Origin of the sequence: Thermus sp. 2.9 (genome assembly GCF_000794385.1) — a bacterium.
In the GTDB taxonomy this organism is placed as follows: Bacteria; Deinococcota; Deinococci; order Deinococcales; family Thermaceae; genus Thermus; species Thermus thalpophilus.
This window is the reverse complement of sequence record NZ_JTJB01000001.1, coordinates 51,028-73,257: the sequence shown is the minus strand read 5'-3', so window position 1 is coordinate 73,257 and position 22,230 is coordinate 51,028. Positions and strand designations below refer to the sequence as shown.

General features: G+C 67.7%; 19 protein-coding genes and 2 pseudogenes. 15 read left to right on the top strand and 6 right to left on the bottom strand.

Annotation, left to right across the window (positions count from 1 at the left end; all coding sequences use genetic code 11):
• Positions 1 to 140: 140 nt before the first annotated feature.
• From pilM to QT17_RS00315, 13 genes and pseudogenes are all read left to right on the top strand, one after another.
• A complete protein-coding gene (gene pilM, locus QT17_RS00375) occupies positions 141 to 1,274 on the top strand; it encodes a type IV pilus assembly protein PilM (protein WP_039455025.1) in 1,134 nt (377 codons plus the stop codon).
• Positions 1,267 to 1,890, top strand: coding sequence for a competence protein (locus tag QT17_RS00370; RefSeq protein WP_039455023.1), 624 nt, complete (start codon positions 1,267 to 1,269; stop codon positions 1,888 to 1,890). Before pilM ends, QT17_RS00370 begins: the two co-directional genes overlap by 8 nt.
• Positions 1,880 to 2,482, top strand: coding sequence for a type 4a pilus biogenesis protein PilO (locus QT17_RS00365; RefSeq protein WP_039455466.1), 603 nt, complete (start codon positions 1,880 to 1,882; stop codon positions 2,480 to 2,482). Before QT17_RS00370 ends, QT17_RS00365 begins: the two co-directional genes overlap by 11 nt.
• Positions 2,479 to 3,408 carry a hypothetical protein gene (locus tag QT17_RS00360; RefSeq protein WP_039455021.1) on the top strand — a complete coding sequence of 310 codons (930 nt, stop codon included), beginning with the start codon at positions 2,479 to 2,481 and terminating at the stop codon, positions 3,406 to 3,408. The genes QT17_RS00365 and QT17_RS00360 overlap by 4 nt, the downstream gene beginning before the upstream one ends.
• Before the next feature lie 11 nt (positions 3,409 to 3,419).
• A complete protein-coding gene (locus tag QT17_RS00355; protein WP_152607293.1) occupies positions 3,420 to 5,684 on the top strand; it encodes a secretin N-terminal domain-containing protein in 2,265 nt (754 codons plus the stop codon).
• A 54-nt stretch (positions 5,685 to 5,738) separates the two neighbouring features.
• A complete protein-coding gene (gene aroC / locus QT17_RS00350; protein WP_039455017.1) occupies positions 5,739 to 6,890 on the top strand; it encodes a chorismate synthase in 1,152 nt (383 codons plus the stop codon).
• Positions 6,891 to 6,909: 19 nt separating this feature from the next.
• On the top strand, positions 6,910 to 7,464 hold the full coding sequence (locus tag QT17_RS00345) for a shikimate kinase (protein ID WP_039455014.1): 555 nt from the start codon (positions 6,910 to 6,912) through the stop codon (positions 7,462 to 7,464).
• The gene (locus QT17_RS00340; protein WP_039455011.1) at positions 7,442 to 8,488 is read left to right on the top strand and encodes a 3-dehydroquinate synthase family protein; all 1,047 of its coding nucleotides are present in this window, start codon (positions 7,442 to 7,444) and stop codon (positions 8,486 to 8,488) included. The genes QT17_RS00345 and QT17_RS00340 overlap by 23 nt, the downstream gene beginning before the upstream one ends.
• Before the next feature lie 226 nt (positions 8,489 to 8,714).
• Positions 8,715 to 10,256, top strand: coding sequence for a carboxylesterase/lipase family protein (locus QT17_RS00335; RefSeq protein WP_039455010.1), 1,542 nt, complete (start codon positions 8,715 to 8,717; stop codon positions 10,254 to 10,256).
• Between the two features lie 4 nt (positions 10,257 to 10,260).
• A pseudogene (locus tag QT17_RS14115) lies at positions 10,261 to 12,301 on the top strand (molybdopterin-dependent oxidoreductase).
• Positions 12,302 to 12,322: 21 nt separating this feature from the next.
• Complete coding sequence (locus tag QT17_RS00325) at positions 12,323 to 12,739, top strand: NUDIX domain-containing protein (protein ID WP_081995742.1); 417 nt, start codon at positions 12,323 to 12,325, stop codon at positions 12,737 to 12,739.
• On the top strand, positions 12,739 to 13,968 hold the full coding sequence (gene thiI, locus QT17_RS00320) for a tRNA uracil 4-sulfurtransferase ThiI (protein WP_039455465.1): 1,230 nt from the start codon (positions 12,739 to 12,741) through the stop codon (positions 13,966 to 13,968). The genes QT17_RS00325 and thiI overlap by 1 nt, the downstream gene beginning before the upstream one ends.
• Entirely contained in the window at positions 13,949 to 15,253 is a 1,305-nt protein-coding gene (locus tag QT17_RS00315; RefSeq protein WP_039455007.1) for an amidase, read from the top strand. The genes thiI and QT17_RS00315 overlap by 20 nt, the downstream gene beginning before the upstream one ends.
• Here QT17_RS00315 and QT17_RS00310 read toward each other — a convergent pair.
• Entirely contained in the window at positions 15,245 to 16,423 is a 1,179-nt protein-coding gene (locus tag QT17_RS00310; RefSeq protein WP_039455005.1) for an SLC13 family permease, read from the bottom strand. The two genes, QT17_RS00315 and QT17_RS00310, sit on opposite strands and share 9 nt — an antisense overlap.
• On the bottom strand, positions 16,410 to 16,982 hold the full coding sequence (locus QT17_RS00305; protein WP_039455004.1) for a GNAT family N-acetyltransferase: 573 nt from the start codon (positions 16,980 to 16,982) through the stop codon (positions 16,410 to 16,412). The genes QT17_RS00310 and QT17_RS00305 overlap by 14 nt, the downstream gene beginning before the upstream one ends.
• Positions 16,983 to 17,004: 22 nt before the next feature.
• Here QT17_RS00305 and QT17_RS00300 point away from each other — a divergent pair, with 22 nt between their 5' ends.
• Positions 17,005 to 18,051: a M28 family metallopeptidase gene (locus QT17_RS00300; protein WP_039455464.1), complete on the top strand. Its 1,047-nt coding sequence runs from the start codon at positions 17,005 to 17,007 to the stop codon at positions 18,049 to 18,051.
• Here QT17_RS00300 and QT17_RS13765 read toward each other — a convergent pair.
• Positions 18,048 to 18,218 carry a hypothetical protein gene (locus QT17_RS13765; RefSeq protein WP_153802414.1) on the bottom strand — a complete coding sequence of 57 codons (171 nt, stop codon included), beginning with the start codon at positions 18,216 to 18,218 and terminating at the stop codon, positions 18,048 to 18,050. The genes QT17_RS00300 and QT17_RS13765 overlap by 4 nt on opposite strands.
• A gap of 28 nt (positions 18,219 to 18,246) precedes the next feature.
• On the opposite strand from QT17_RS13765, the pseudogene QT17_RS00295 reads away from it, so the two are divergent.
• Positions 18,247 to 19,874, top strand: a pseudogene (locus QT17_RS00295) (IS1634 family transposase).
• On the opposite strand, the gene QT17_RS00290 reads toward QT17_RS00295, so the two are convergent.
• The 3 genes from QT17_RS00290 to QT17_RS13515 form a co-directional block, all read right to left on the bottom strand.
• Complete coding sequence (locus QT17_RS00290) at positions 19,859 to 20,158, bottom strand: hypothetical protein (protein ID WP_039455001.1); 300 nt, start codon at positions 20,156 to 20,158, stop codon at positions 19,859 to 19,861. The pseudogene QT17_RS00295 and the gene QT17_RS00290 overlap by 16 nt on opposite strands.
• A gap of 234 nt (positions 20,159 to 20,392) precedes the next feature.
• Positions 20,393 to 21,448 (bottom strand): ScyD/ScyE family protein, encoded by a 1,056-nt coding sequence (locus tag QT17_RS00285; protein ID WP_039454999.1) that lies wholly within the window; start codon positions 21,446 to 21,448, stop codon positions 20,393 to 20,395.
• A gap of 78 nt (positions 21,449 to 21,526) precedes the next feature.
• Positions 21,527 to 22,069 carry a hypothetical protein gene (locus QT17_RS13515; protein ID WP_152607292.1) on the bottom strand — a complete coding sequence of 181 codons (543 nt, stop codon included), beginning with the start codon at positions 22,067 to 22,069 and terminating at the stop codon, positions 21,527 to 21,529.
• Positions 22,070 to 22,230: the final 161 nt, after the last annotated feature.

The window sequence follows — 22,230 nt, the reverse complement described above, 5'->3', positions numbered from 1 at the left end:
ATTTTTATTTCTGGTGGAAACAAGGTAAACTGCATGTACCCTTAGGGCCTCTTCCCTAAACTGCCCTGGGTGGTATAGAGTAAAGTTAGGTTCGTCTATGACCTTGGTTTGGGTTCCCCATTTAGCCTAAAGGAGGTGCCGTGTTTTCGGGTTTGAGCAAGCTATTTAGACCTCGGGTAGAAGCCTTGGGCCTCGAGGTGGGCGCCTCCAGCCTGAAGCTGGTGGAGCTTTCCGGCCACCCGCCCGTCCTCCGGGCCTACGCCACCCGCCCCCTCCCTCCCGGCACCGTGGTGGACGGGATGGTGACGGAGCCCGGGGCCTTATCCCAGGAAATCCGCGAGCTTCTCGGCGAGGCCCGGACGAAGAAGCGGTACGTGGTGAGCGCCGTGCCCAACCCCGCCGTCATCCTACGCACCCTCCAAGTGCCCAAGATGCCCCCCAAGGAGATGGAGGAGGCAGTGCGTTGGGAGGCGGAGCGCTACATTCCCTTCCCCATAGACGAGGTCATCCTGGACTTCGCCCCCCTGGACCCCTTGGCCGAGGTGGCGGAAGGGGAGCAGATGGAGGTCATGGTGGCGGCGGCCCGCCAGGAGGCCGTGGCCGGCCTCATTGAGGCCCTGCGGGGGGCGGGGCTTACCCCGGTGGTCCTGGACGTCAAGCCCTTCGCCGGGCTTTACCCCTTGGAGGAAGAGCTCACCAAGGAGCCGGACCGGGTCACGGTGGCGGTGGAGATTGGGGCGGAAAGCACCAGCCTGGTCCTCACCCGGGGGGACCGCCCCTTGGCGGTGCGCGTCCTCACCCTTTCGGGCAAGGACTTCACCGAGGCCATCGCCAAGACCTTCGGCCTGGACTTCCTCACCGCCGAGGACGTCAAGCGCACCTACGGCCTCGCCACCATCCCCACCGAGGACGAGGAGCTCCTCTTGGACTTTGACGCCGAGCGGGAACGGTATAGCCCCGCCCGCATCTACGACGCCATCCGGCCCGTCCTCGTAGACTTGACGCAGGAAATCCGCCGCAGCCTTGAGTTCTTCCGAGTACAGCTCGGGGACATCCAACCCGAGGTGGGCTACCTCTACGGGGGCGGAAGCCGCTTGAGAGGGCTCGCCACCTTGCTCACCGACACCCTGGGGGTCAACTTCCAGGTGCCCGACCCCTGGGCGAGCATCCAGGTGGACCCCAAGCGCTTTGACCTGGAGAAACTACGGGAAGCGGGGCCCGAGCTCATGGTGCCCATGGGCCTGGCCCTGAGGGGGGTGAGTCCCCTTGATTAGGCTAAACCTCCTGCCCAAGAACCTGCGCCGCCGGGTGGAGCCCGGCTGGTGGCGGCTGGCGGCGGCGCTATTCGCCCTGGTGGTCCTCCTCACCCTGGGCTTCCTGCACTACACCGCCTACACCGAGCTTTCCCTGGCCAAGGAGGAGCGGGACGCCCTAAGGGCCGAAGTGGAGGCGCTAAAGCCCTTCATCCAGGAGCAAAATCGTCTGCAGCAGGAGAGGAAGGCCCTCGAGGCCCTCCTCTCCATCCGGGAGGGCTTGCGCAAGAACTTCGTCCCCTGGTCCGAGTACCTGGCGGCCTTCATCAACCAAATCCCCCGGGAAGGGGGGCGCTTCCCCGTGGCGCTTCGCTCCGTGGGCACCCGGGCCCTCACGGAGGAGGAAGCGGCGCAACAAGCGCAAAACGGGGCCTTTGACGGCAAGAAGGTGCGGGTGGAGTTCACCCTCCAGGGGGAAGCCCTGAACCAAAACGCCTTGGTGCGCTTCATCCAGGCCTTTGAAACCTCGCCCCGCTTCGGCATAGAGTTTCAGGGGGCTTCCTTGGACCAGAACCGGGGCATTTACACCTTTAGCGCCCGGGTGGGTGCGGTGGGGGGTGAGCAAGGTGCTCGCTAGGCTGGGGCAGCGGGAGTGGGCCCTCATCACCATCTTCCTCACGGTGGTGGTGGCCCTCCTCTGGTACTTCCTCCTTATCGTTCCCCTCCGGCAGGAAACCGAGGCCGTGCGTCAGGAGATCCAAACCCTCATCCCCGAGCGGGACCGGGGCCGCCAGGCGCAACGGGCCCTCCCCGAGCTCCGGGCAGCCATCGCCCAGCTCCAAGCGGAGCGCCAAGCCTTCCTCAGGGCGCTTCCCCGGGAGGAGCGGCTAGCCCAGGTGCTGAACGAGATCCTGGGCGAAGCCCTGCGCAGCGGGGTGACGGTGCGGTCCTTCACCCGCTCCCCCACCTCGGCCCCCGTGCCCGAGGTGCGGGCGGTGAACCTGGCCCTATCCCTGGAGGGGCCTTTCCCGGAAACCTACGCTTACCTAAGGCGCCTGGAAAGCCTCTCCCGCTTTAGCTCCCTTTCCGGGATCAACCTGAGCGTCCAGGGCCAGGACCTGAACCCCCTCTTGAGCACCAGCCTGACCCTGACCCTTTACATGCTGGCCAAGGATCTGGAGAGCGCCGGCACGCCTTCCGGCCAGCAAGGCCAAGGAGGTGAGCGGTGAAGGAAGCCCTCGCGCGCCTCGCCCAGGCCTGGCGGAACCTGCCCCAGTCCACCAAAATCCTCCTCGCAGGGCTACTCCTGGTGAGCGCCATCAGCTTGTGGTACGTGGGCTTTTACCTGCCGGCCCAAACACCGGTGACGGTGGAAGCGCCCCAAGCCCCCACGGGGGAAACGCCCAAGACCCTCGAGGCCCCCCCCATCCCCCCGCTCGCCGAGCCCACCCCGAGCCAGCCCGCCGCTCCTTCCCAGGCCGCGGCCCCCCAAACCCCCGCGCCCCAGGCGGAGGCCCCCAAGGCCACTCCCCTCCCGGTGCTGCCCCAGGCCAAGCAGGAGGCCCCGCCCCCGAACCCCTTCGTGCCCCTGGTGGTGGAGGCCCCGCCCAAAGCTCCCTCGCCCACCCCATCCATCCGGCCCCAGCCCGTTCCCACGGGGGCCCCGGTGCGGGTAAGCCAGGGCACCCCCTTGCCCGCGCCCCAGGTGGCCACCGCTCCCAGGCCCCTTCCGGGCACCCAGGGCGCCCTTCCCGCCCCCAAGGTCCTCACCCCCACCCCCAAGGCGGCGGTCCCGGCGGCCCAAGTGGAAGCGGGCGTGGCCTTGACCCCGCCGGCAACATTGGTGGAAGCCCCCTTAGCCCAAGAGGAAGCCCCCCAAGGGACCCGGGAAGCGCCGCAAACCCCTGGGGCCAAGACCCCCCTCGAGGCCCTGGTGGCGGAAAAGGGCCTGAAGCTTTCCGGCACCCTCTTGGGCCCGGTGAGCGTGGCCATTTTGGAAAGCAAGGAGGGCTACCTGGTGTTGCCCGTGGGTAGCCAAATCCCCGGAACCGAGGCGGTGGTGCGGCGCATAGAAGGCGACCGCATCACCTTGGCTCTGAAGGAAGAAACCCTAGACATGACGCTACTGCAGGCACAAGCGGGAGGTGGTCAGTGAGAGGATTGCTTATGAAGCCCGTGCTCTTTGCCTTAGGTGCCTTGGGCCTCGCGGCCCTGGCGGGGAGCTTGCCCGATGAGCCCCGCTTCGCCGCCAAGGTGGACTTGAAGGTTTCGGAAAGCCAGGTGCGGGCTGGGGCCACCTTGCCCCTGGACGTGGTCCTGGAAGCCTTGGCCAAGAGCGTGGGCCTTCAGCCCCTCATCTACCGGGCCTACGACGCCTCGGGGGACCCGGCCAAGGCCCAACCCCCCTTGCCCAACGTGAAGCTGGACTTCCAAGGAAAGCCCTTCCGCGAGGTCTGGGACCTCCTCTTCGCCACCTACGGGGCCCAGTTCAACCTGGATTACCTCTTCCTGCCCCCAGACGTGGTGGTGGTAGCCCCCAACCAGGTGATCACCGCCCTGGTGGACGCCCCAAGCCGCGCCGGGGCAGCGGAGCGGAGGCCCTATGTGATAGGGATTCCTGAGGCCGCCTACCGCCAAGCCATCCAAGGTCAAGGGGGACAGGTCCAGGTGGTTTCCAACGTGGAGTCCGCCAAGGCTTGGGTCCAAAACGACCTCCTCCCCTTCCTCTCCCGGGAAGCCGCCGGGCTCAACGTGAACTGGATCGTGGTGGAGGAAGGGGGCCGCCTCAAGGCCATCCTCTCCGTCCTGGCCACCCCGGAGCAACACGCCCGCTTCTCCGACATCCTGCAACGGGCGGGGATTGACTTTAGGCCCCTTCCCCCCCTGGCCCAGCCCAAGCCCCGCTTGGAGCGGGCTTACACCTTGGAACACGCCACCTTCCCCGAACTCCTCGCCTTCCTCCAAGGCCAGGTGCCAGGGGCCCAAATCAGCGTGGTGCCCACGAACCCCAAGCGGGCCCTCGTCCTGGCCACAGAGGAGGACCACGCCCGCTTGAGCGAGCTCCTCAAGGCCGCCGACGTCCCCAAGCCCCCGGCCAAGGTGCGCCGGGTCTACACCTTGCAAAACCTCACCTTCCCTGAGGCCCAAGAACGCCTAAAGCCCCTCCTGGAGAAGGAGCTTCCCCAGGCCCGCCTGGAAAGCATCCCCGGCAACCCCAAGGCCCTTCTCCTAGAGGCCACGGAGGCGGACCAAGCCCTTTTCGCCGAGCTGCTCAAGGCGGCGGACGTGCCCGCGCAGGTCCCCGCGCCCGCCCAAGAGGCCACGGTAAGGCGCCTCTACCCCTTGCGCTTCGCCGACGCCGAGAAGGTGGCCCCCTTCCTGGCCCGGGAGGTGCCGGGGATCGTGGTCCAGACCGTGCCGGGCCAGCCCGTCCTCTCCGTGCGGGGCACGGAGAAGCAGCTCAGCGAGGTGGAAAACCTCCTCACGCAGATTGACCGGGCCCCCGAGCAGGGCCCCCCGGTCTTCCAGCGGGCTTACCAGCTTTCCAACGCCAAGGCCGCCGAGCTGGCCAAGGTCCTCCAGGAGGCGCTGCAGGCAAGGCAGCCCCAAGAGCAAGGCCAGCAAGCGGCCCAGCCCGCCCGCCGCCCGGCCACGGTGGTGGCGGACGAGCGCACCAACACCCTCATCGTCACTGGGACCCAGGAGGACTTGGCCCTGGTGGAGGGGCTCATCCCCCGGCTGGACCAGGCGGTGCCCCAGGTGAACCTTAGGGTGCGCATCCAGGAGGTGCAGTCCAACCTGAGCCGCAACCTGGGGATCCAGTGGAACACCATTTCCGGCGGCAATGTGGTGGCCAGCATCCTGAGTTCTGGCCTCTCCTTGATCTTTGACAGCACCCGCAGCCTCGCCAGCCTGAACGTGATGGCCACCTTGGACGCCTTGCAGAAGCAAGGCCTTTCCCGGGCCCTGAGGGACGTGAACCAACTCGTGCTCAACAACCAAACGGCGCGGCTCCAGTCAGGCGAGACCTTCTTCATCCGGCGGGTGGTAAACGATCAGGTAGAACGGGTGCCTTTTGACGTGGGCATCATCGTGGAGGTCACTCCCCAGATCACCGCCGACGGTCAGATCCTCCTGAACATCAAGGCCGAGGTTTCCGGCAACGTCCAGCGCAACCCCGTGGATGGGGACGTGGACCGTTTCACCAAGCAGGTGGTGACCACCACCTTGCGGGTGCGGGACGGGCAAACCGTGGTCCTAGGAGGGCTTACTTCTCAGGAAACCAACCAGACGCAACAGGGTGTACCCCTCCTCATGGACATCCCCCTCATCGGGGAACTCTTCAAGCAACGCACCAACGAAACCACCGAGAAGGAGCTTTTGGTGGTCATCAACGCCAACGTGGTGCGGGAAGTAACCCAAAACCCCTAAAGGGCCCTGGGCCCTAGGGGGGCGGGAAGTTCCCGCCCCCTTTACAATGTCCCCATGAGGTTCCTCACGGCAGGCGAGTCCCACGGCCCCGAGCTTTTGGCCATCATTGAGGGGCTTCCCGCCGGGCTACCCCTCACGGAGGCGGACATCAACCCCTGGCTGGAAAAGCGGCAAAAGGGCTACGGCCGGGGGCGACGCATGGCCATTGAAACGGACCGCGTGGAGTTCCGGGCCGGGGTGCGGGCCGGGCGCACCACCGGGGCTCCCGTGGCCTTGGCCATCCGGAACGCCGACCACCGCAACTGGCTGGAGATCATGGACCCCACCCCCGGCAACGAGCCCCGCAAAAAGGCCCTCACCGCCGCCCGTCCCGGCCACGCCGATCTGGCGGGGGGCATCAAGTACGGGCACAAGGACCTGCGGGACGTGCTGGAAAGGGCCAGCGCCCGGGAAACCGCCATGCGGGTGGCGGTGGGGGCGGTGGCCATGAAGCTCCTCTCCCTCCTGGGGGTGGAAGGGGTGGGGTACGTGGCGGGGATGGCGGGGGTGTGGAGCCAGGTCCCCTTCGCCTGGGAGCTCGTACCCCGCATAGAGGAAAGCCCGGTGCGCATGACCGACCCCGAGGCGGAGGCCGAGGTGATCCGCCGCATTGACCAGGCCAAGGCGGAAGGGGACACCCTGGGCGGGGTCATTGAAGCCCGCTTCCGCGGCCTGGTGCCCGGCCTCGGCAGCCACGTCCACTGGGACCGGAAGCTGGACGGCCGCCTGGCCCAGATGGCCCTCTCCATCCCGGCGGTCAAGGGGGTGGAGATCGGCCCCGCCTTTGAGAACGCCATGAAGCGGGGCTCGGAGGTGCACGACGCCATCTACTGGAGCCCGGAGCGGGGGTTTTACCGCAAGACCAACCGGGCTGGGGGGCTGGAAGGGGGCATGACCACGGGGGAGGAGCTGGTGGTGCGGGCCGCCCTCAAACCCATCGCCACCCTCATGCGCCCCCTGCCCACGGTGGACGTGGTGACCCACGAGCCCAAGGACGCCGCCCGGGAGCGCTCGGACACCACCGCCGTGCCCGCCGCCAGCGTGATCCTTTGCGCCCTTTCCGCCATCGTCTTGGCCCAGGCCTACCTGGAGAAGTTTGGCGGGGACACCCTGGAAGAGATCCAGGAGCGGGTGGCCCGCTACCGGGAGCGAGCTCTCCAATACTAGCGGGGCGTAGGATAGGTCCATGGCCCGCCTCGAGGTCCCCCGCCCCGCCACCTTCATCAGCCTGACCGGCTTCATGGGGGTGGGGAAAAGCCGCATCGGGCGGGAGTTGGCCCGCGCCCTAATGCTTCACTTCATAGACCTGGACCGCTACATTGAACGGCGGACCGGCCTTTCCATCCCCGACATCTTCCGCCACCTGGGAGAGGAGGCCTTCCGCCGCATGGAGAAGGAGGCGGTGCGGGAGCTTTTGGCCAAGGACTTCCTGGTCCTCTCCTTGGGCGGGGGGACCTTCGTGGACCCGGAAAGCCGCTCCCTCCTCCTCGCCCGGGGCCCGGTGGTGGCCCTCTGGGCCAGCCCGGAAACCATTCTGGAGCGGGCCACGAGAAAACCGGGGGAAAGGCCCCTTCTGCAGGTGGAAAACCCTCTGGAGCGCATCCGCGCCCTCCTCGAGGCCCGCACCCCCATCTACCGAGAGGCCCACGTGCACGTGTCCACCGACCACCGCAAGGTGGAAGGGGTGGTGGAGGAGATTGTGGAGAAGCTTTGGGCGTATGCAAGGGCTAAGCGTGCGTAATCCTGTTCCCTACCCCATCCTCATCGGGGAGGGCGTCTTGGCCGAGGTGCGGGTGGAAGGCCCCCTGGCCCTCCTCTACGACCGCAAGGTGGAGGCCTTCGCCCTGGAGGTGGCGGAGGCTTTGGGCGTGGTCCACCGCCTGGGCCTGGAAGGGGGGGAAGGGGCGAAGACCCTTGCGGTCTACGGAGAGGTCCTTTCCTTCCTGGCGGCGCGGGGCCTGCCCCGGAACACCACCCTCCTGGTGGTGGGCGGGGGCACCCTCACGGACCTGGGGGGGTTCGTGGCCGCCACGTACCTGAGGGGGATACCCTACCTGGCCTTTCCCACCACCACCTTGGCGGTGGTGGACGCCAGCGTGGGGGGCAAGACGGGCTTAAACCTCCCCGAGGGGAAGAACCTGGTGGGGGCCTTCCACTTCCCCTTGGGGGTCTACGCCGAGCTCAAAACGCTCAGGACCCTCCCTCCCGCCACCTTCAAAGAAGGGCTGGTGGAGGCCTTCAAGCACGGGATCATCCAGGGGGATGAGGCCCTTTTAGCGGTGGAGGACTTAACCCCGGAAAGCCCCCGCCTAGAGGGCTATTTAGCCCGGGCGGTGGCGGTGAAGGTGGCCATCACGGAAAAGGACCCCTTGGAGAAGGGGGAGAGGAGGCTTTTGAACCTGGGCCACACCCTAGGGCACGCCCTCGAGTCCCACACCCGCCACGCCCTACCCCACGGGGCGGCGGTGGCCTACGGCCTCCTCTTCGCTGCCCTTTTAGGCCGGGCTTTGGGTGGCAGGGACCTCACGCCCCTCGTGCTTCGGCTCCTCCGCTGGCTAGCCCCGCCCCCCATTCCCCTTGTACCCTTTACCACCCTGGTACCCTATCTCCTACGTGACAAGAAAAAACTCTCCGAAAGCCTCCACTGGGTAGTCCCCTTGGACCTGGGAAAGCTTGAAGTAAGGCCTCTTCCTGAAAACCTCCTCCAAGAGACGTATGCTCAGTGGCAAAAGTTTTTAGCCCGCGAGGGCTTTGCAAAAAGCTAAGGTTAACCCAAGTTGCTACCTATCCCCTGGATCTGAAAAAATAGTGGCCGCTATGCTTTCCCGTCTCATAGCGGCCTTTTGCATTATAGACGACGCCCTGCAAGCCATGGGCTACAAGGATGACCCCCAAGCCAAAACGCCCGCCTCCGCCGGGGTACAAGGCGATTTACTAGGCAAGCCCGGTGGGGCTTGCCTAAGGAACGTGAACCGGGTATAAAATTACAATATGCCGAAGAAAGTGGGATTATTGGTCCTGTTCGGTTTAGCCCTGGCGCAGGGCTTCACCGTCCACACCCCCTTGGGCAAAGCCCAGGGACGGATAGAAGGGGAGGCCATCGCCTTCTACGGCCTCCCCTACGCCGAGGCGGAGCGGTTTAAGGCGCCCAAACCCGTCCGGGCCTGGCCCCAAGGCGTGGGCCAGGAGGCGGTGGCCTGCCCCCAGACCCCGGGGATCACGGAGTGGTTCGGCGGGCCCATCCCGCCGCAACGGGAAGACTGCTTGCTCCTAAACATCTACCTCCCCCTCGAGGCCCCGCCCCCGGAAGGGTTTCCCATCATGGTCTACCTTCACGGGGGCGCCTTCACCTCGGGGGCTGGGGCCGAGCCCATCTACCGGGGACACCGCCTGGCCCAGGAGGGCGTCATGGTGGTGGCCCCCAACTACCGCCTGGGGCCCTTGGGCTTCTTGGCCCTCCCCGCCCTCGCCCAGGAAGACCCGAGGGCGGTGGGGAACTACGGCCTTCTGGATGCCCTCGAGGCCCTGCGCTTCGTGCAGCGCTACGCCCGCCACTTCGGGGGCAACCCAAAGAACGTCACCCTCTTCGGGGAGTCCGCCGGAGGCATGATGGTCTGCACCCTCCTCGCCACCCCCGAGGCCCAGGGGCTCTTCCACCGGGCCATCCTCCAGTCCGGAGGATGCACCTACACGAGGCCCTTAGAGGAGGACTTCCCCTTCGGGGAAGCCTGGGCCAAGGAGCGGGGCTGCAACCCGAAGGACCTCGCCTGCCTCCGGAACCTGCCCCTGGAGCACCTCCTCCCCCGCGAGCCCACCCTGGAGGCCATGCACCGCTTCCTCTCCCGGCCCTCCATCTTCCGCGTAGGCCCCTTCAAGCCCCACCGCTCTCCCCTCCTGCCCCAAGACCCCAAGGAGGCCCTCCGGCAAGGAAAGGCCCAGGACCTACCCCTCATCGCCGGGGCCAACGCTGAGGAGATCACCTTCCCCGCCCTCCAGGGGCTTTTGGGGCCCAAAGACTGGGAGGAGGCCAAGGGGAGGCTTGGGGAGTCAGGGCTTTCCCCGGAACAGGCGGAGGCCCTCCTCGCCCTCTACCGGAAGCGCCACCCAAGCCCCCAGGCCGCTTGGGGAGAGCTCCAGACCGACCTCACCCTCCTCTGCCCCTCCCTGCAAGCGGCCCGCTTGCAAAGCCCCCATGCCCCCACCTACGCCTACCTCTTCACCTTCCGTGTCCCCGGCTTTGAGGGGCTAGGCAGCTTCCACGGCCTGGAGCTTGCCCCCCTCTTCGGCCACCTCCACACCTCCCCTTTCCTTCCCCTCTTCCTGGGAGCGGAGGCCTGGGAGAAGGGGGAGTGGCTGGGGAAGCGGATGCGCCGCTACTGGACGGGCTTCGCCAAGGAGGGGGAGCCCAAGGGATGGCCCCGCTGGCCCCTCTACCGGGAGGGATACCTCCTGCGGCTGGACGTCCCTATAGGGCTTCTTCCCGACCCTTATGAGGAGCGGTGTAGCCCCCTCGAGGCCCTTGGCCTACTATAGGGGCATGCGCGCCCGCGCCACCTGCCCCCTGGACTGCCCCGACGCCTGCAGCCTCCTCCTCACCCTGGAGGGAGGCCGTCTGGCGCGGGTGGAGGGGGACCCCCGCCACCCCATCACCCGGGGCTTCGCCTGCGCCAAGACCTACCGCTACCCCGAAAGGGTTAAGGAAAGGCTACGCCACCCTCTGCGCCGGGTGGGGCGCAAGGGGGAGGGGCGGTTTGAAAGGGTCTCCTGGGAAGAGGCTTTGGACGAGATCGCGGATAGGCTCAAGGCCGTCTTGGACACCCACGGGGGGCGAGGCGGTCCTGCCCTACCACTACGCCGGCACCATGGGGCTCATAGAGAACCAGCACCCCCTGGCCTTCTTCCGGGCCATCGGGGCGAGCGAGCTCCTGGAGACCATCTGCGCCACGGCGGGGGCCGCCGCCTGGGAGATGACCTACGGCCCCCGCCTCGCCCCCGACCCCGAGGACATCCCGGAAAACGCCCGCTACATCCTCCTGTGGGGCATCAACAACCTCACCACCAACAGCCACCTCACCCCCTTCCTCAAGGAGGCCAAGGCCCGGGGGGCCAAGGTGGTGCACATTGACCCCTACGAGAACCGGACAAGCCGCTTCGCCCATCTCCACCTCAAGATCCGCCCCGGCACCGACGCCGCCTTGGCCTACGCCCTGGCCCACGTCCTCTTCCGGGAGGGCCTGGTGGACTGGGCCTACCTGGAGGAGGCGGCCACGGGGGTGGAGGCGTTCCGGGAGGAGGCGGAGGCCTGGCCCCCGGAGCGGGCGAGCGCCCTTACCGGAATAGAAAAGGAGGCCATAGAGGCCCTGGCCCGGGAGCTGGGCGAGGCCAAGCGGGTTTTCCTGCGGGTGGGCTATGGCATGACCCGCCACCCCGGGGGCGGGAACGCCTTAAGGGCGGTGATCCTCCTCCCCGCCCTCCTCGGGGCCTGGCGCTACCCGGGCTCTGGGGCCATGCTCTCCACCAGCGGAGCTTTTTTCCTCAACAAGCGCCATCTCGGGGGGCGGCACCTCCTGGAGGGAGGCCACCCCCACGAGGGCTACTTCCGCCCCAACCCCAAGGCCCGGGCCATCAACATGAACCAGCTCGGCACCGCCCTCACCGAGCTTGACCCGCCCATACGGGTCCTCTTCGTCTTCAACAGCAACCCCCTGGTGGTGGCCCCGAGCACGGGGAAGGTGCGGGCGGGGCTGGCGCGGGAGGACCTCTTCACCGTGGTCCTGGAGCAGGTAAGGACGGAAACCGCCCTCTTCGCCGACTACCTCCTCCCCGCCACCTTTTTCTACGAGCACCCGGACCTCTACACGAGCTACGGCCACTACTACCTCTCCTGGAACGAGCCCTTGGCCGAGCCCGAGGGGGAGGCGAGGCCCAACACCTGGGTCTTCCGGGAGCTCGCCAAGCGGCTCGGCCTGAAGGAGCCCACCCTCTACTGGGAGGCGGAGGAGGTGGCCCGAAGCCTCCTGGCCACGGACCACCCCTACTTGGAGGGGATCACCCTGGAAAGGCTCAAGGCGGAGGGCTTCCTCAAGCTCAACCTGCCCAAGCCCTTCCTGCCCTTCGCCCAAGGCCCCGTGCGCTTTAGCCCCCCTCCCGAGGTCATCCCCACGGAGCCCCGGCCCGGCTACCCCTTGATCCTCCTCACCCCGCCCGCCCACCGCTTCCTCAACACCACCTACGGGAACGTGGAGGCCCTGGTGGCGGCGGAAGGGGGGGAACCCGTGCTCCTCATCCACCCCCTGGACGCCGAGGCCCGGGGCATACGGGACGGGATGCTCGTCCACATCCATTCCCCTTGGGGGCGGATCACCCGGAAGGCCCGGGTGAGCGAGGCCCCGAGGCCCGGGGTGGTGGTCCTCGAGGGCACCTGGTGGGAGCAGTGGGCCCCCGACGGCAAGGGGGTGAACCACCTCACCGGGGAGGGGCTCACGGACCTGGGGGGCGGGAGCACCTTCCACAGCACCCCGGTGGAGGTGGAGCCCCTGCGCCTTGCCGGATTTGCGCCTGATCTACAATCCTGCTAGGCTAAAGGGGTGCGCGAGGGGGTGCCCAGGAAGCGCTCCGTGGCCCTAGCCGCCTGGGGGGAAGAGGGGCTGCTCCTCGTCCTGCGGCCGGAGGAGGACCCGGAGTTCGGGGGGGCCTGGGGGCTTCCCGCCGTGAGCCTGGAAGGGGAGGAAACCCCGGAGGAGGCCGCCTTCCGCGTGGCCCGGGAAAAGCTCGGCACCGCCCTGGCCCAGGCCCAGCCCCTCGCCTTCGGCGTGGAGGAGAGGCCCCGCTACACCCTGGAGTTATGGGTCTTTGAGGGGCGGCTCGCCGCTCCCCCCAAGCTCCCCGAGCCCAAACCCGGCAAGACCTACTACGCCGCCTTCCGCTATGGGCACCCCGAGGACCTCAAGGAGGCAGCCCGGCGGGGCTCCTTGTGCAGCCGGCTTTACCTGGCGGTGAAAGGGCTTTGCCCATGATGGAAACCCTGGTCCTGGTAAACCTCTTCCACGAGCTGGCCCTCAAGGGGCAGAACCGCCCCTTTTTCCTGAAGAAGGCCAAGGCCCACGTGCGGGAGGCCCTAGAAGGGCTTGGGGCCACCTTAGAGGCGGACTGGTCCATGGCCCTCCTCTTCCGCCTGGAGGAGGCGGCCTGGCTCGAGGCCCAGTCCCGGCTCCAGGACACCCTGGGGGTGGAAAGCTTCGCCCGGGTCCTGCGGGTGCCCCCAAGCCTCGCCGCCTTGGAAAGCGCCTTGGAGAGGGTGTTGGCGGAGGAGCGCTTCTACAGCTTCCGCATCACCGCCAAGCGCTCGGACAAGACCTTCCCCCTCACCTCCCCCGAGATAGAGCGGCGCCTGGGGGCCTTCGTGAAGGAAAGGACGGGGGCCCAGGTGCGGCTCAAGGGGGCGGAGCGGGAGTTCGTGGTGCGCATCCTCCCGGGGGCGGCCCTTTTGGAGGTGGCCCGCCACCCGGGGCCAGGGGGGCTTCCCCCTGGGGTTTCCGGGAAGGTGGTGGCCCTCCTCTCGGGGGGCATAGACTCCCCCGTGGCCGCCTACCGCCTCATGCGCCGGGGGGCGGAGGTGGTCCTCGTCCACTTCCACCCCTTCCCCCTCCTCTCCGGGGCAAGCCGGGAGAAGGCCATGGCCCTGGCCGAGCGCCTCGCCCGCTTCCAGCACCGCCTCCGCCTCCACCTGGTGCCCTTCAGCGAGGTGCAGCGGCGGATCATCGTGGAGGCCCCCACCCCCTACCGGGTGGTCCTCTACCGCCGCTACATGCTCCGCATCGCCGAGGCCATCGCCCGGGAAGAGGAGGCCTTGGCCCTTTGCACGGGGGACAGCCTAGGCCAGGTGGCCTCCCAGACCCTGGAAAACCTCCACGTGGTGAACCAGGCGGCCACCCTCCCCGTCTTCCGCCCCCTCATCGGGCTGGACAAGCAGGAGATCATGGCCGAGGCCAAACGCATCGGCACCTACCCCATCTCCATCCTCCCCGACGAGGAGTGCTGCACCCTCTTCGCCCCCAAGCACCCCGTGACCCGGGCGAGGCTGGAAGTGGTCCTGGAGGCCGAGGCCCGCCTGCCCACGGCGGAGCTCGTGGCCTTGGCCCTGAAGGAGCGGGAGGTGGTCACCTACGCCTGGCCGGGGCGGAAGCCCCTGGGAGAGGCGGAGGAAAAGGCTTTTATAATGGAGCATGGAACTCCTCGAGGCTAAAGCCCTTCTGGAACGGGGCGAAACCACCCCCTTGGCCCTTTTGGAGGAGGCGCTGGAGCGGGCCACGGCCTTCGCCGACCGCAACGCCTTGGCCTATCTGGACGAAGAGGCCGCCCGCAAGGAGGCGGAGGCCCTCACGGAAGAGCTTCGCCAGGGGCGGCCTCGAGGCCCCCTCCACGGGCTGCCGCTCACGGTGAAGGACCTCTTCCCCGTGAAGGGGATGCCCACCCGAGCGGGGACCCGCGCCCCCCTTCCCCCCCTTCCCGAGGAGGCCCAGGCGGTGCGGCGGCTAAGGGAGGCGGGGGCCCTGGTCTTCGCCAAGGCCAACATGCACGAGATCGCCTTGGGGATCACCGGGGAAAACCCCTGGACGGGCCCGGTGCGCAACGCCATTGACCCCACCCGCCAAGCGGGAGGCTCCAGCGGCGGGAGCGCCGTGGCGGTGGCCCTGGGCATCGGCCTCGCCTCCTTGGGCACGGATACCGGGGGTTCCATCCGCATCCCCGCCGCCTTCAACGGGGTGGTGGGCTTCAAGCCCTCCTACGGCCGCATCTCCTTGGAAGGGGCTTTGCCCCTTTCCCGCTCCACCGACCACGCCGGGCCCCTCGCCAAGACGGTGCGGGACGCCCACTTTCTCACGGAGATCCTGGCGGGGGAAAGCATACCCCTAGAAGCCCCCCAGAACCCCACCTTCGGCGTTCCCACGGACTTTTTGGAGGGCAGGCTGGGCCACGGGGTGAGGCGGGCCTTCCTGCGGCTCCTGGAGGACCTCCCCACCCTGCGGGCGGAGGTGAAGGAGGTTTCCCTGCCCCTTAAGGGGGTCTACGAGGTCTACACCCGCCTGGTGCGCTACGAGGCGGCCCGCATCCACGAAAGGGCCCTAAAGGGGCACCCGGAAGGCTTCTCCCTCCCGGTTCGGGAAGCCCTCCTGGCGGGCCTCGCCCTCACGGAGAAGGACTACCGCGACGCCGTGGCGGAGCGGGAGGCCCTGCGCCTGGAGCTCATGAAGGCCCTGAGGGGGGTGGACGCCCTCCTCCTCCCCGCCCAACCCCTCCCCGCCCCCCCCTTGGGCACGGAGGAGGTGGAGCTGGAATCGGGCAGGAAGAGCCACCGGGAAGCCTTCATCACCCTCACCCTCCCCTTTAGCCTCTTGGGGGTGCCCACCCTGGTCCTCCCCTTCGCCCGGGTGGAGGGGATGCCCGTGGGGCTCCAGGTGGTGGGGCCCTACGCCGAGGACGGCCGGGTGCTCGCCATCGGGGGCTGGCTGGAGGAGCGCCTAAAGTAGGGCGTAGAGGAGGGCTAGGCTTAAGAGGGTGAGGGGAAGGCCGAAGCGGAGGTGCTCCCTAAAGCCCATCCGCACCCCTTCCTTCCCCGCCCCTTCGGCCACGATGAGGTTGGCCACGCTGGCGAGGAGGGTGAGGTTTCCCGCCAAGGTGCTCCCCCCCGCCAGGAGGAGCCAGTCCTCGGGGCTTTGGGCCAGGGGGGCGAGGAGGAGCACCGCGGGCACGTTGGAGATGAGGAGGGAAAGCGAGGTGGCGGCGAGGAGAAGCCCCAAGGGGGTGGCCGCCAAGGGGAGAAGGGCCTCGGCCAGGCCCAGGCGCCTCACTCCCTCCGTGAGGAGGAAAAGCCCGCCGAACATCACCAAAAGCTCCCAGTCCACCCGCTGGAAGTAGCGCTCGGAGCGGAGCCTCCGGGTGAAGAGGAGAAGCCCCGCCGCCACCAGGGCCCCCTGGGCCATGGGGTAGCCCAGGAGGAAGGCCAAAAGGAGCCCAAGGGCCACGGCGAGGCCCTTCCGGAGGAGGGCGGGGTGCAGCCGGTAGCGCAAGGGGGGAAGGGGCGGCAGGGGCTTTAGGGAGCGCGCCTCGGGGTAGAGGAGGGCGAGGAGGAGGACCTGGAGGCAAAGCCCCAGGAGGGCGGGAAGCCAAAGGTTCCGGACAAAGTCCAGGTAGCCAAGGCCCGAAAGGCTCGCCACCAGGATGTTCTGCGGGTTGCCCGTGGGGGTCAAGAGGCTTCCCGTGTTCACCGCCCCCATGAGGGCGAGAAGGTAGGGCACGGGGTTCAGGCCAACCCCCTGGACCACCCGCACCACCAGGGGGGTGAGGAGGAGGGCCATGGTGTCGTTGAGGAAGAGGGCGGAAAGGAGCCCGGCCCCAAAGGTGAGGAGGACGAGGAGGGAGAAGGGGCTTTTCGCCAGGCGCAAGAGGGCCTCCGCCGCCAGGCCGAAGAAGCCGGCGTAGGAAAGCTGGGCGTTTAGGACCATGACCCCGAAGAGGAAGGCCAGGGTTTCGGCGTCCAGGGCGTGCCAGGCCTCCTCCAGGTCAAAGGTCCCGAGGAGGAGGAGAAAACTCCCCCCCACGAGCGCCACCCCGGCCCGGTTCATGCGGAAGCCGGGAAGCCCCCCCAGGGCGAGGCCCAGGTAGGCGAGGAGAACCACCGAGAGCCTAAGGGCTTCCATAAAGGCGGGCCTCGAGGCGGGCCTTCACCTGGGGCCACTCCTCCCGCAGGATGCTGTAGATCACGTCGTCGCGAAAGGTCCCATCGGGGAGCCTGCGGTTTTTCCGGAGCACCCCCTCCCGCACCGCCCCTAAGGACTCCAAGGCCCTTTGGCTCCGCTCATTGTTCCGGTTCACCTTGAACTGGACCCGCTCCACCCCAAGAACCTCAAAGGCGTGGCGGAGGAGAAGGTACTTGGCCTCCTTGTTGGCGGGGCTGCCCCAGAAGGCCTTGAAGATCATGGTGCCGATCTCCAGCTTCCCGTGCTCGGGCTCGGGGGCGATGACGGAGATGCGCCCCGCCAGGGCCTCCCCCAGGTAGACCGCCCAGTTCACCCGGCCGGGCTCGGAAAGCAGGGCCTCCAGGTGGGCCCTCAAGGCCTCCTCCGTGGGCCCCGAGGGAACGCTCAGGAAGCGGTAGACCTCGGGATCGTAGTGGGCGAGGAAACCGGGAAGGTGGGCCAGGCTTAAGGGTTCTAGGCGCACGTACCGCCCCTCCACGCGCTCGGGAAAGGTCCACATGGACCCATTATCCTGGGAAAGCGTGGAAACCCTAAAGGCGGTCTTAGCCCTCCTCCACCTCCCCCACCGGGGAAGCGCCACGGACCTCGAGGCCGAAGCCTTCCGGCGCCTCAAGGCCTTCTTGGCGGAGAAGGGCATCCAGGCGGAAACCCTCCCCTTCCGGGGGGTGAGGAGCTACGGCACGGAACTCCTCGCCATTAGCCTCCTCCTCGCCCTAAGCCCCCTCTCCCCCATCCTCCCCCTCCTGGGGGCCCTCGGCTTTTTCCTTTACTTCAGCGGCCAGCGCCCCTGGAGCTTCCTCCTGGACCGCTACCCCTCGCAAAACCTCTTGGCCTGGAAGGGAACAGGGGAACGGGCGCTCGTCCTCATAGCCCACGTGGACACCGCCAAGACCTTTTTCCTCTACCACCCCAAACGGGTAAGGAGCTTCCGGCAAAACTTCTTGGCAAACGCCCTTATCGCCTTTCTAAGCCCCCTCTTGGCATTTACCCCCTTGAAGTGGCCCCTAGGCTTTTACTTCCTCCTGCAAGCAACCCTTCTCCTTCACCGGGAGTTAAGGGCGGCCTACGTGGAAGGGGCCAACGACAACGCCAGCGGGGTGGCGGTGGCCACGGCCCTTTTCCTCGCCACCGAGCCCCCCAAGGGGTGGCGGCTCGGCCTCGCCCTCACGGGGTGCGAGGAGGTGGGGGCCCTGGGGGCCAAGGCCCTGGCCCGCCGACTGCCCCAAGGGGCCCTCCTCCTCAACCTGGACAACGTGGGCCGGGGGGAGCTTTTCTACGTGGAGGGAGAGGGCATGCTCCGCTACACCCCTTATCGCGGGCCCCTTCTGGAAGCCGCCCGCAAAACCCCGGGGGCCCAACCCCTCCGCTACCGCCTGGCCTACTTTGACGCCTTGCCCCTGGCGCAAAGGGGCTTTCCCACCCTCACCCTCATCCGGTTGGAAGGGGGCGTACCCCCCGACTGGCACTGGCCCACGGACACCTTCGCCCGCCTGGACCTCGAGGCCGTGGCGGATACCTTGGCCTACGGCCGGGCGCTTTTGGCCCGGGTGTGGGACGCCACGCCCTAGGCAAACCCCGGCTCCCGGGCCAGAAGGGCCAAGAACGCCGCCGCACCCTGCACCATGGGGCCCCGCCAGTCCGCGGCGGTCTTGGCTCCTAGGCCCAGGTACTGCGCCCAAAGGGTAGCCAGGGCTTCCGCCCCCATTCCGCCGTGGCGGAAGCCGACATTCCGCACCCCTCTCCCTTGGCCTTAGGATTTTGGGATGGAAACCACACCCAACCTACAGGTGTACGACCTGGGCCACCTGGGCCTGGTGGCCAGCATCCTGGATCAGATAGGACTGGTACAGACCGTAGACCGGTTCGTGGGCCCAAGGCCGGGCGAAAAGGTCTCCACTGGCATGGCCCTCAAGGCCGCCATACTGAACGCCCTGGGCTTCGTCACCTCTCCCCTCTACCTCTTCGGCCACTTCTTCCAGGACAAGCCCACCGAGCTGCTCCTGGGGCCCGGCATCACCCCCGAACTTTGAACGACGACCGCATGGGCCGCATGCTGGACAGCCTGTACGCGGCCGGGGTCACCGAGCTGTTCGTGGAGGTGGCTAAATCTGCCCGCAGAGCCTTTCCCTTTCCCGTGCGGGCTCTTCACGTGGACTCCACCAGCTTTCACGTCCACGGGGTGTACGGGAGCGGGGAAGAGGGCCAGACCGATACGGGGGACGAGCCCCTGGTCATCCGCCTCACCCACGGCTACAGCCGGGACCACCGCCCAGACCTCAAGCAGTGGGTGATGAACCTGATCTGCGCCGATACCGGGGGGATTCCCCTGCTCTTCGCTCCTGGGGATGGGAACCAGTCGGATCAGGAGGCCTTGGTTCCCCTGCTGGCGCGCTACCGCCAGAGCCTGGAACTGGGGGAGGTGGTGGTGCTGGACGGGGCCAGCTACAGCCAGGAGAACCTGGGGGCCCTGCGTGGGTTCTCCTGGGTCATGCGGGTGCCGGCCACCCTAAAGGAGGCCAAGGTCCTGCTACGCGAGGAGTTACCCCAGGAGGCCTGGAGGCCTCTGCTGCCGGGCTACCGGGGGCTGGAGGTGGAGAGCGAGTACGGGGGTGTGCGGCAGCGCTGGCTGTTGGTGGAGAGCCAGGAGCGGGCCAGGATGGAGGAAGCGAGCCTCCAGCAGCGGATAGCGCGGGCCGAAGGGGAGGCGCGGAAGGTCCTGGGCCGGCTGACGGCTCGGACCTTCGCCTGTGAGGCGGACGCCCGGCGGGCCCTGAGCGAGGCCAGCGGCCGACTTCCTTCGCACCGGCTGGTCTACCTGGGAGTGCAGGAGGAACGCCAATGGGAGCGGGTGGGCCGGCCGCGCAAGGGGGAGCGACCCTTGGCGGTGGTCTACCGCCTGCGGGCCCGCCTGGAGGTGGATCAGGAGAAGCTGGAGCGGGCGAGGCGGGGCCTGGGGCGATTCCTCCTGGCCACGAACGTGCTGGACCGGGAGGGGCTTCCCCCTCAGGAGGTGCTGAGGCGGTACAAGGACCAGGCCCGGACGGTGGAGCGGGGGTTCCGGTTTCTGAAGGACCCCCTGTTCTTTGCGGAGAGCACCTTCTTGAAGCGGCCCGAGCGGGTGATGGCCCTGGGGATGGTGATGGCCCTGGCCCTTCTGGTGTACGCCCTGGGGGAGTGGGCGCTGAGGCGGAGGCTTTGGGAGGCGGGGTCCAGCCTGCCGGACCAGAAGGGGAGACCCACAGCCAAGCCCACCTTGCGCTGGGTGTTTCAACTCTTTATGTGGGTCCGACTGGTGGAGCTGGGGGGCAGGTGGTTCGTCCTCAACCTGGCTCCCCATCACGAGACCGCGGCGCGCCTCCTGGGGGCCGGGCGATATTACCTGCTGGAGTGAAGGGGGTGCGGAATGTGGGGGAAGCGGGGAATAAGGCGGCCAAGAAAGGCTTCATCCGGAAAAAACCCTTGCCATTCCGGGTGCTCGGCGAGGAAGGCGCGGACGGCCCGGCGCACGCAAGGCACCTCCCTGCGGCACACGAAGGCTTGCCAAAGCCGCATGAGCCCAGACCGCCTAACCACCAACGCTTCCCGGATAAGCCGTTCCCGCTCCGCTTCCCGCCGAAGCACCGCTTGCCGCTCGCGAACGCCCGCCTCCAAGGAAACGGGATCAGGAAACCACATACTCCCTCCAGCGTGGAGCCCCGCGGGCTTGCCCAAGGCAACCTCCCCTGAACCTCGCCGGCAATGGCCGGTCTACCGCAAACTGCAATCGCATACCCACCTCCTAGTTCCCGCAACCAAAATGGGTTGCTACGCTCAGCGTAGGCCGGCAGGCCCAGGTTTGGGTTAGCTTCTGACCCCGGAAAGGAAAGGCTTCCCAGCCCGGCTGGGAAGCCAAAGCGGGGATGACCCCACCTACCGGATCGCTCCAGCGAACTTCAAGACCGCCCCGCTACCCGGAGCCCCCACGCCGTTTACCGTCACGTAAAGGTCGCCGCTTGGGGCGATGGCCAAGGCCGTGGGGAAGGAAAGCCCATCCACCACCACCTCAAACCCCCCAGGCCGCACCCTGAGGACCGCCCCAGTACCTGGGATGGGCCCCCGTTCCCCCGTTTCCGCAAAGCGCACGGCGTAGAGCTGGCCGTCCGGCCCCTCCTGGAGATCGGTGAGCATGGTGGCCCCGGTGGCGTAGTCGCTCACCTTACCCCCCTCCACCTTCACCACCTTGGCGGCGCCTTTGAGGAAGGAACCCCCCGAAAGGAGGCTCACGTAGAAAACCCCGTCTTTGACCACCACCGCCGTGGGCACTGGGTCCATCTCCATGGCCCCGCCCCGGGCGGGGTTGGCGAAAGGCCCCGGGAGCCCGGCGAAGACCGCCACCAAGCTGACCGCACCCGTGGAGGGGTTCACCTTCAAAAGGTCGTTGGCCCCGGCGTCGGCCACGTAAACGTAGCCATCGGCGCCCACGGTGAGGCCGTAGGGGTGGGTCTCCCGGTGGAAGCCATCGGGGTTCTGGGCCTTCTCAAAGGCCCAAAGGTCCGCCACCTTCTCGGGCCCCTCAGGCCCTACCCGCGCCACCACCCCCATGAAGGGCATGGGGTCCCTGTCCGCTTGGTTCCAGCCCCCGCTGGTGACCAAAAGCCCCCCGAGCCAGGCCAGCCTCGAGGCCCCGCTGGACTCCTGGCCCAAGGCCACGGAGGGGAAACGGGCCACCTCCTGGACCTCCCCACCCGGTTCCAGGCGCAAGACCCGGGAGGTGGCCCCCACGCGAGCCACCACCTTCTCCCCGGTTTCCGGGTTTACCGCTTCCACCTCGGTATCCCCGCCCAGGCCGTATTCCACCACGTAAAGCCGCCCATCGGGGGCAAAAAGAAGCCCCATGGGCCCGTTCAAGCCGGTAATGACCGGCACCCCCTGGGCGGCCACCGCCAAGCCCAGGGCCAAGAATGCACCCGCCCATAGCTTTCCCATGCCTCACCTTCCTCAGGCAACCGTTTGGGGTTGCACCCTCAATGCTAAACAGGTGGGCGTTAGGGTTGCGTCACGTTTTCAAGAACCGCCCCGCAGAAACTCGCCAGGGGTAGGGGGTAGGCTCAGGCCCACTTCCTGGAAGCGGTTTCTTGCCTGAAGGTATACCGCCTCCAGAGCGCTTCGGGAACCCACGGCTTCCAAGTGGCGCAAAAGGAGCATCAAGGTGGTTTCGTCGTAAGGCTCTTCCTGCAAAAGGCTAAAAAGCAAGCGGCACGCCTCCAGGGGCTCTGCCCGCCGCGCCGCTTCCAGGGCCCGCCGGTACACCCGGGCCCAAAGGATTTGATCCGTGCCCAGGCCATCCAAGTACGGCCCCCGCCAAAGCCAAGGTTGAGGGTTTTCCAAAAACACCTCGAGGTCGGAGGCCACCCGGTCGCCCAGGGTGTACAAGGTGCCCCTTCGCTCAATCACCCCCGTCCCAAACTGCCGGCGCAAGGCGAAAACCAGCTCCCGAAGCGCCCCAAAGGCCCGGACCTCCTCCTGGCCCGGATAAAGGAGGTCCTGAAGGGCCAAGGGCGTAAGCCCTGCCCGACCCGCGGCCCGGGCCTCCAACAAGGCCACCAAGAGAATCCTCCGCCTCCGGCCCCGCAGGGGAACCCCTCCCAACGTGAGGGGCCCCAGGACGTTAAGCCAAAGCAACCCGCCCGAAGACCAGGGCGCAGGCCACCATGCCCCCGGGCCCTTTAACAGCCGCCATCCGGCGCGCACACCCCGCCTCTATCCCC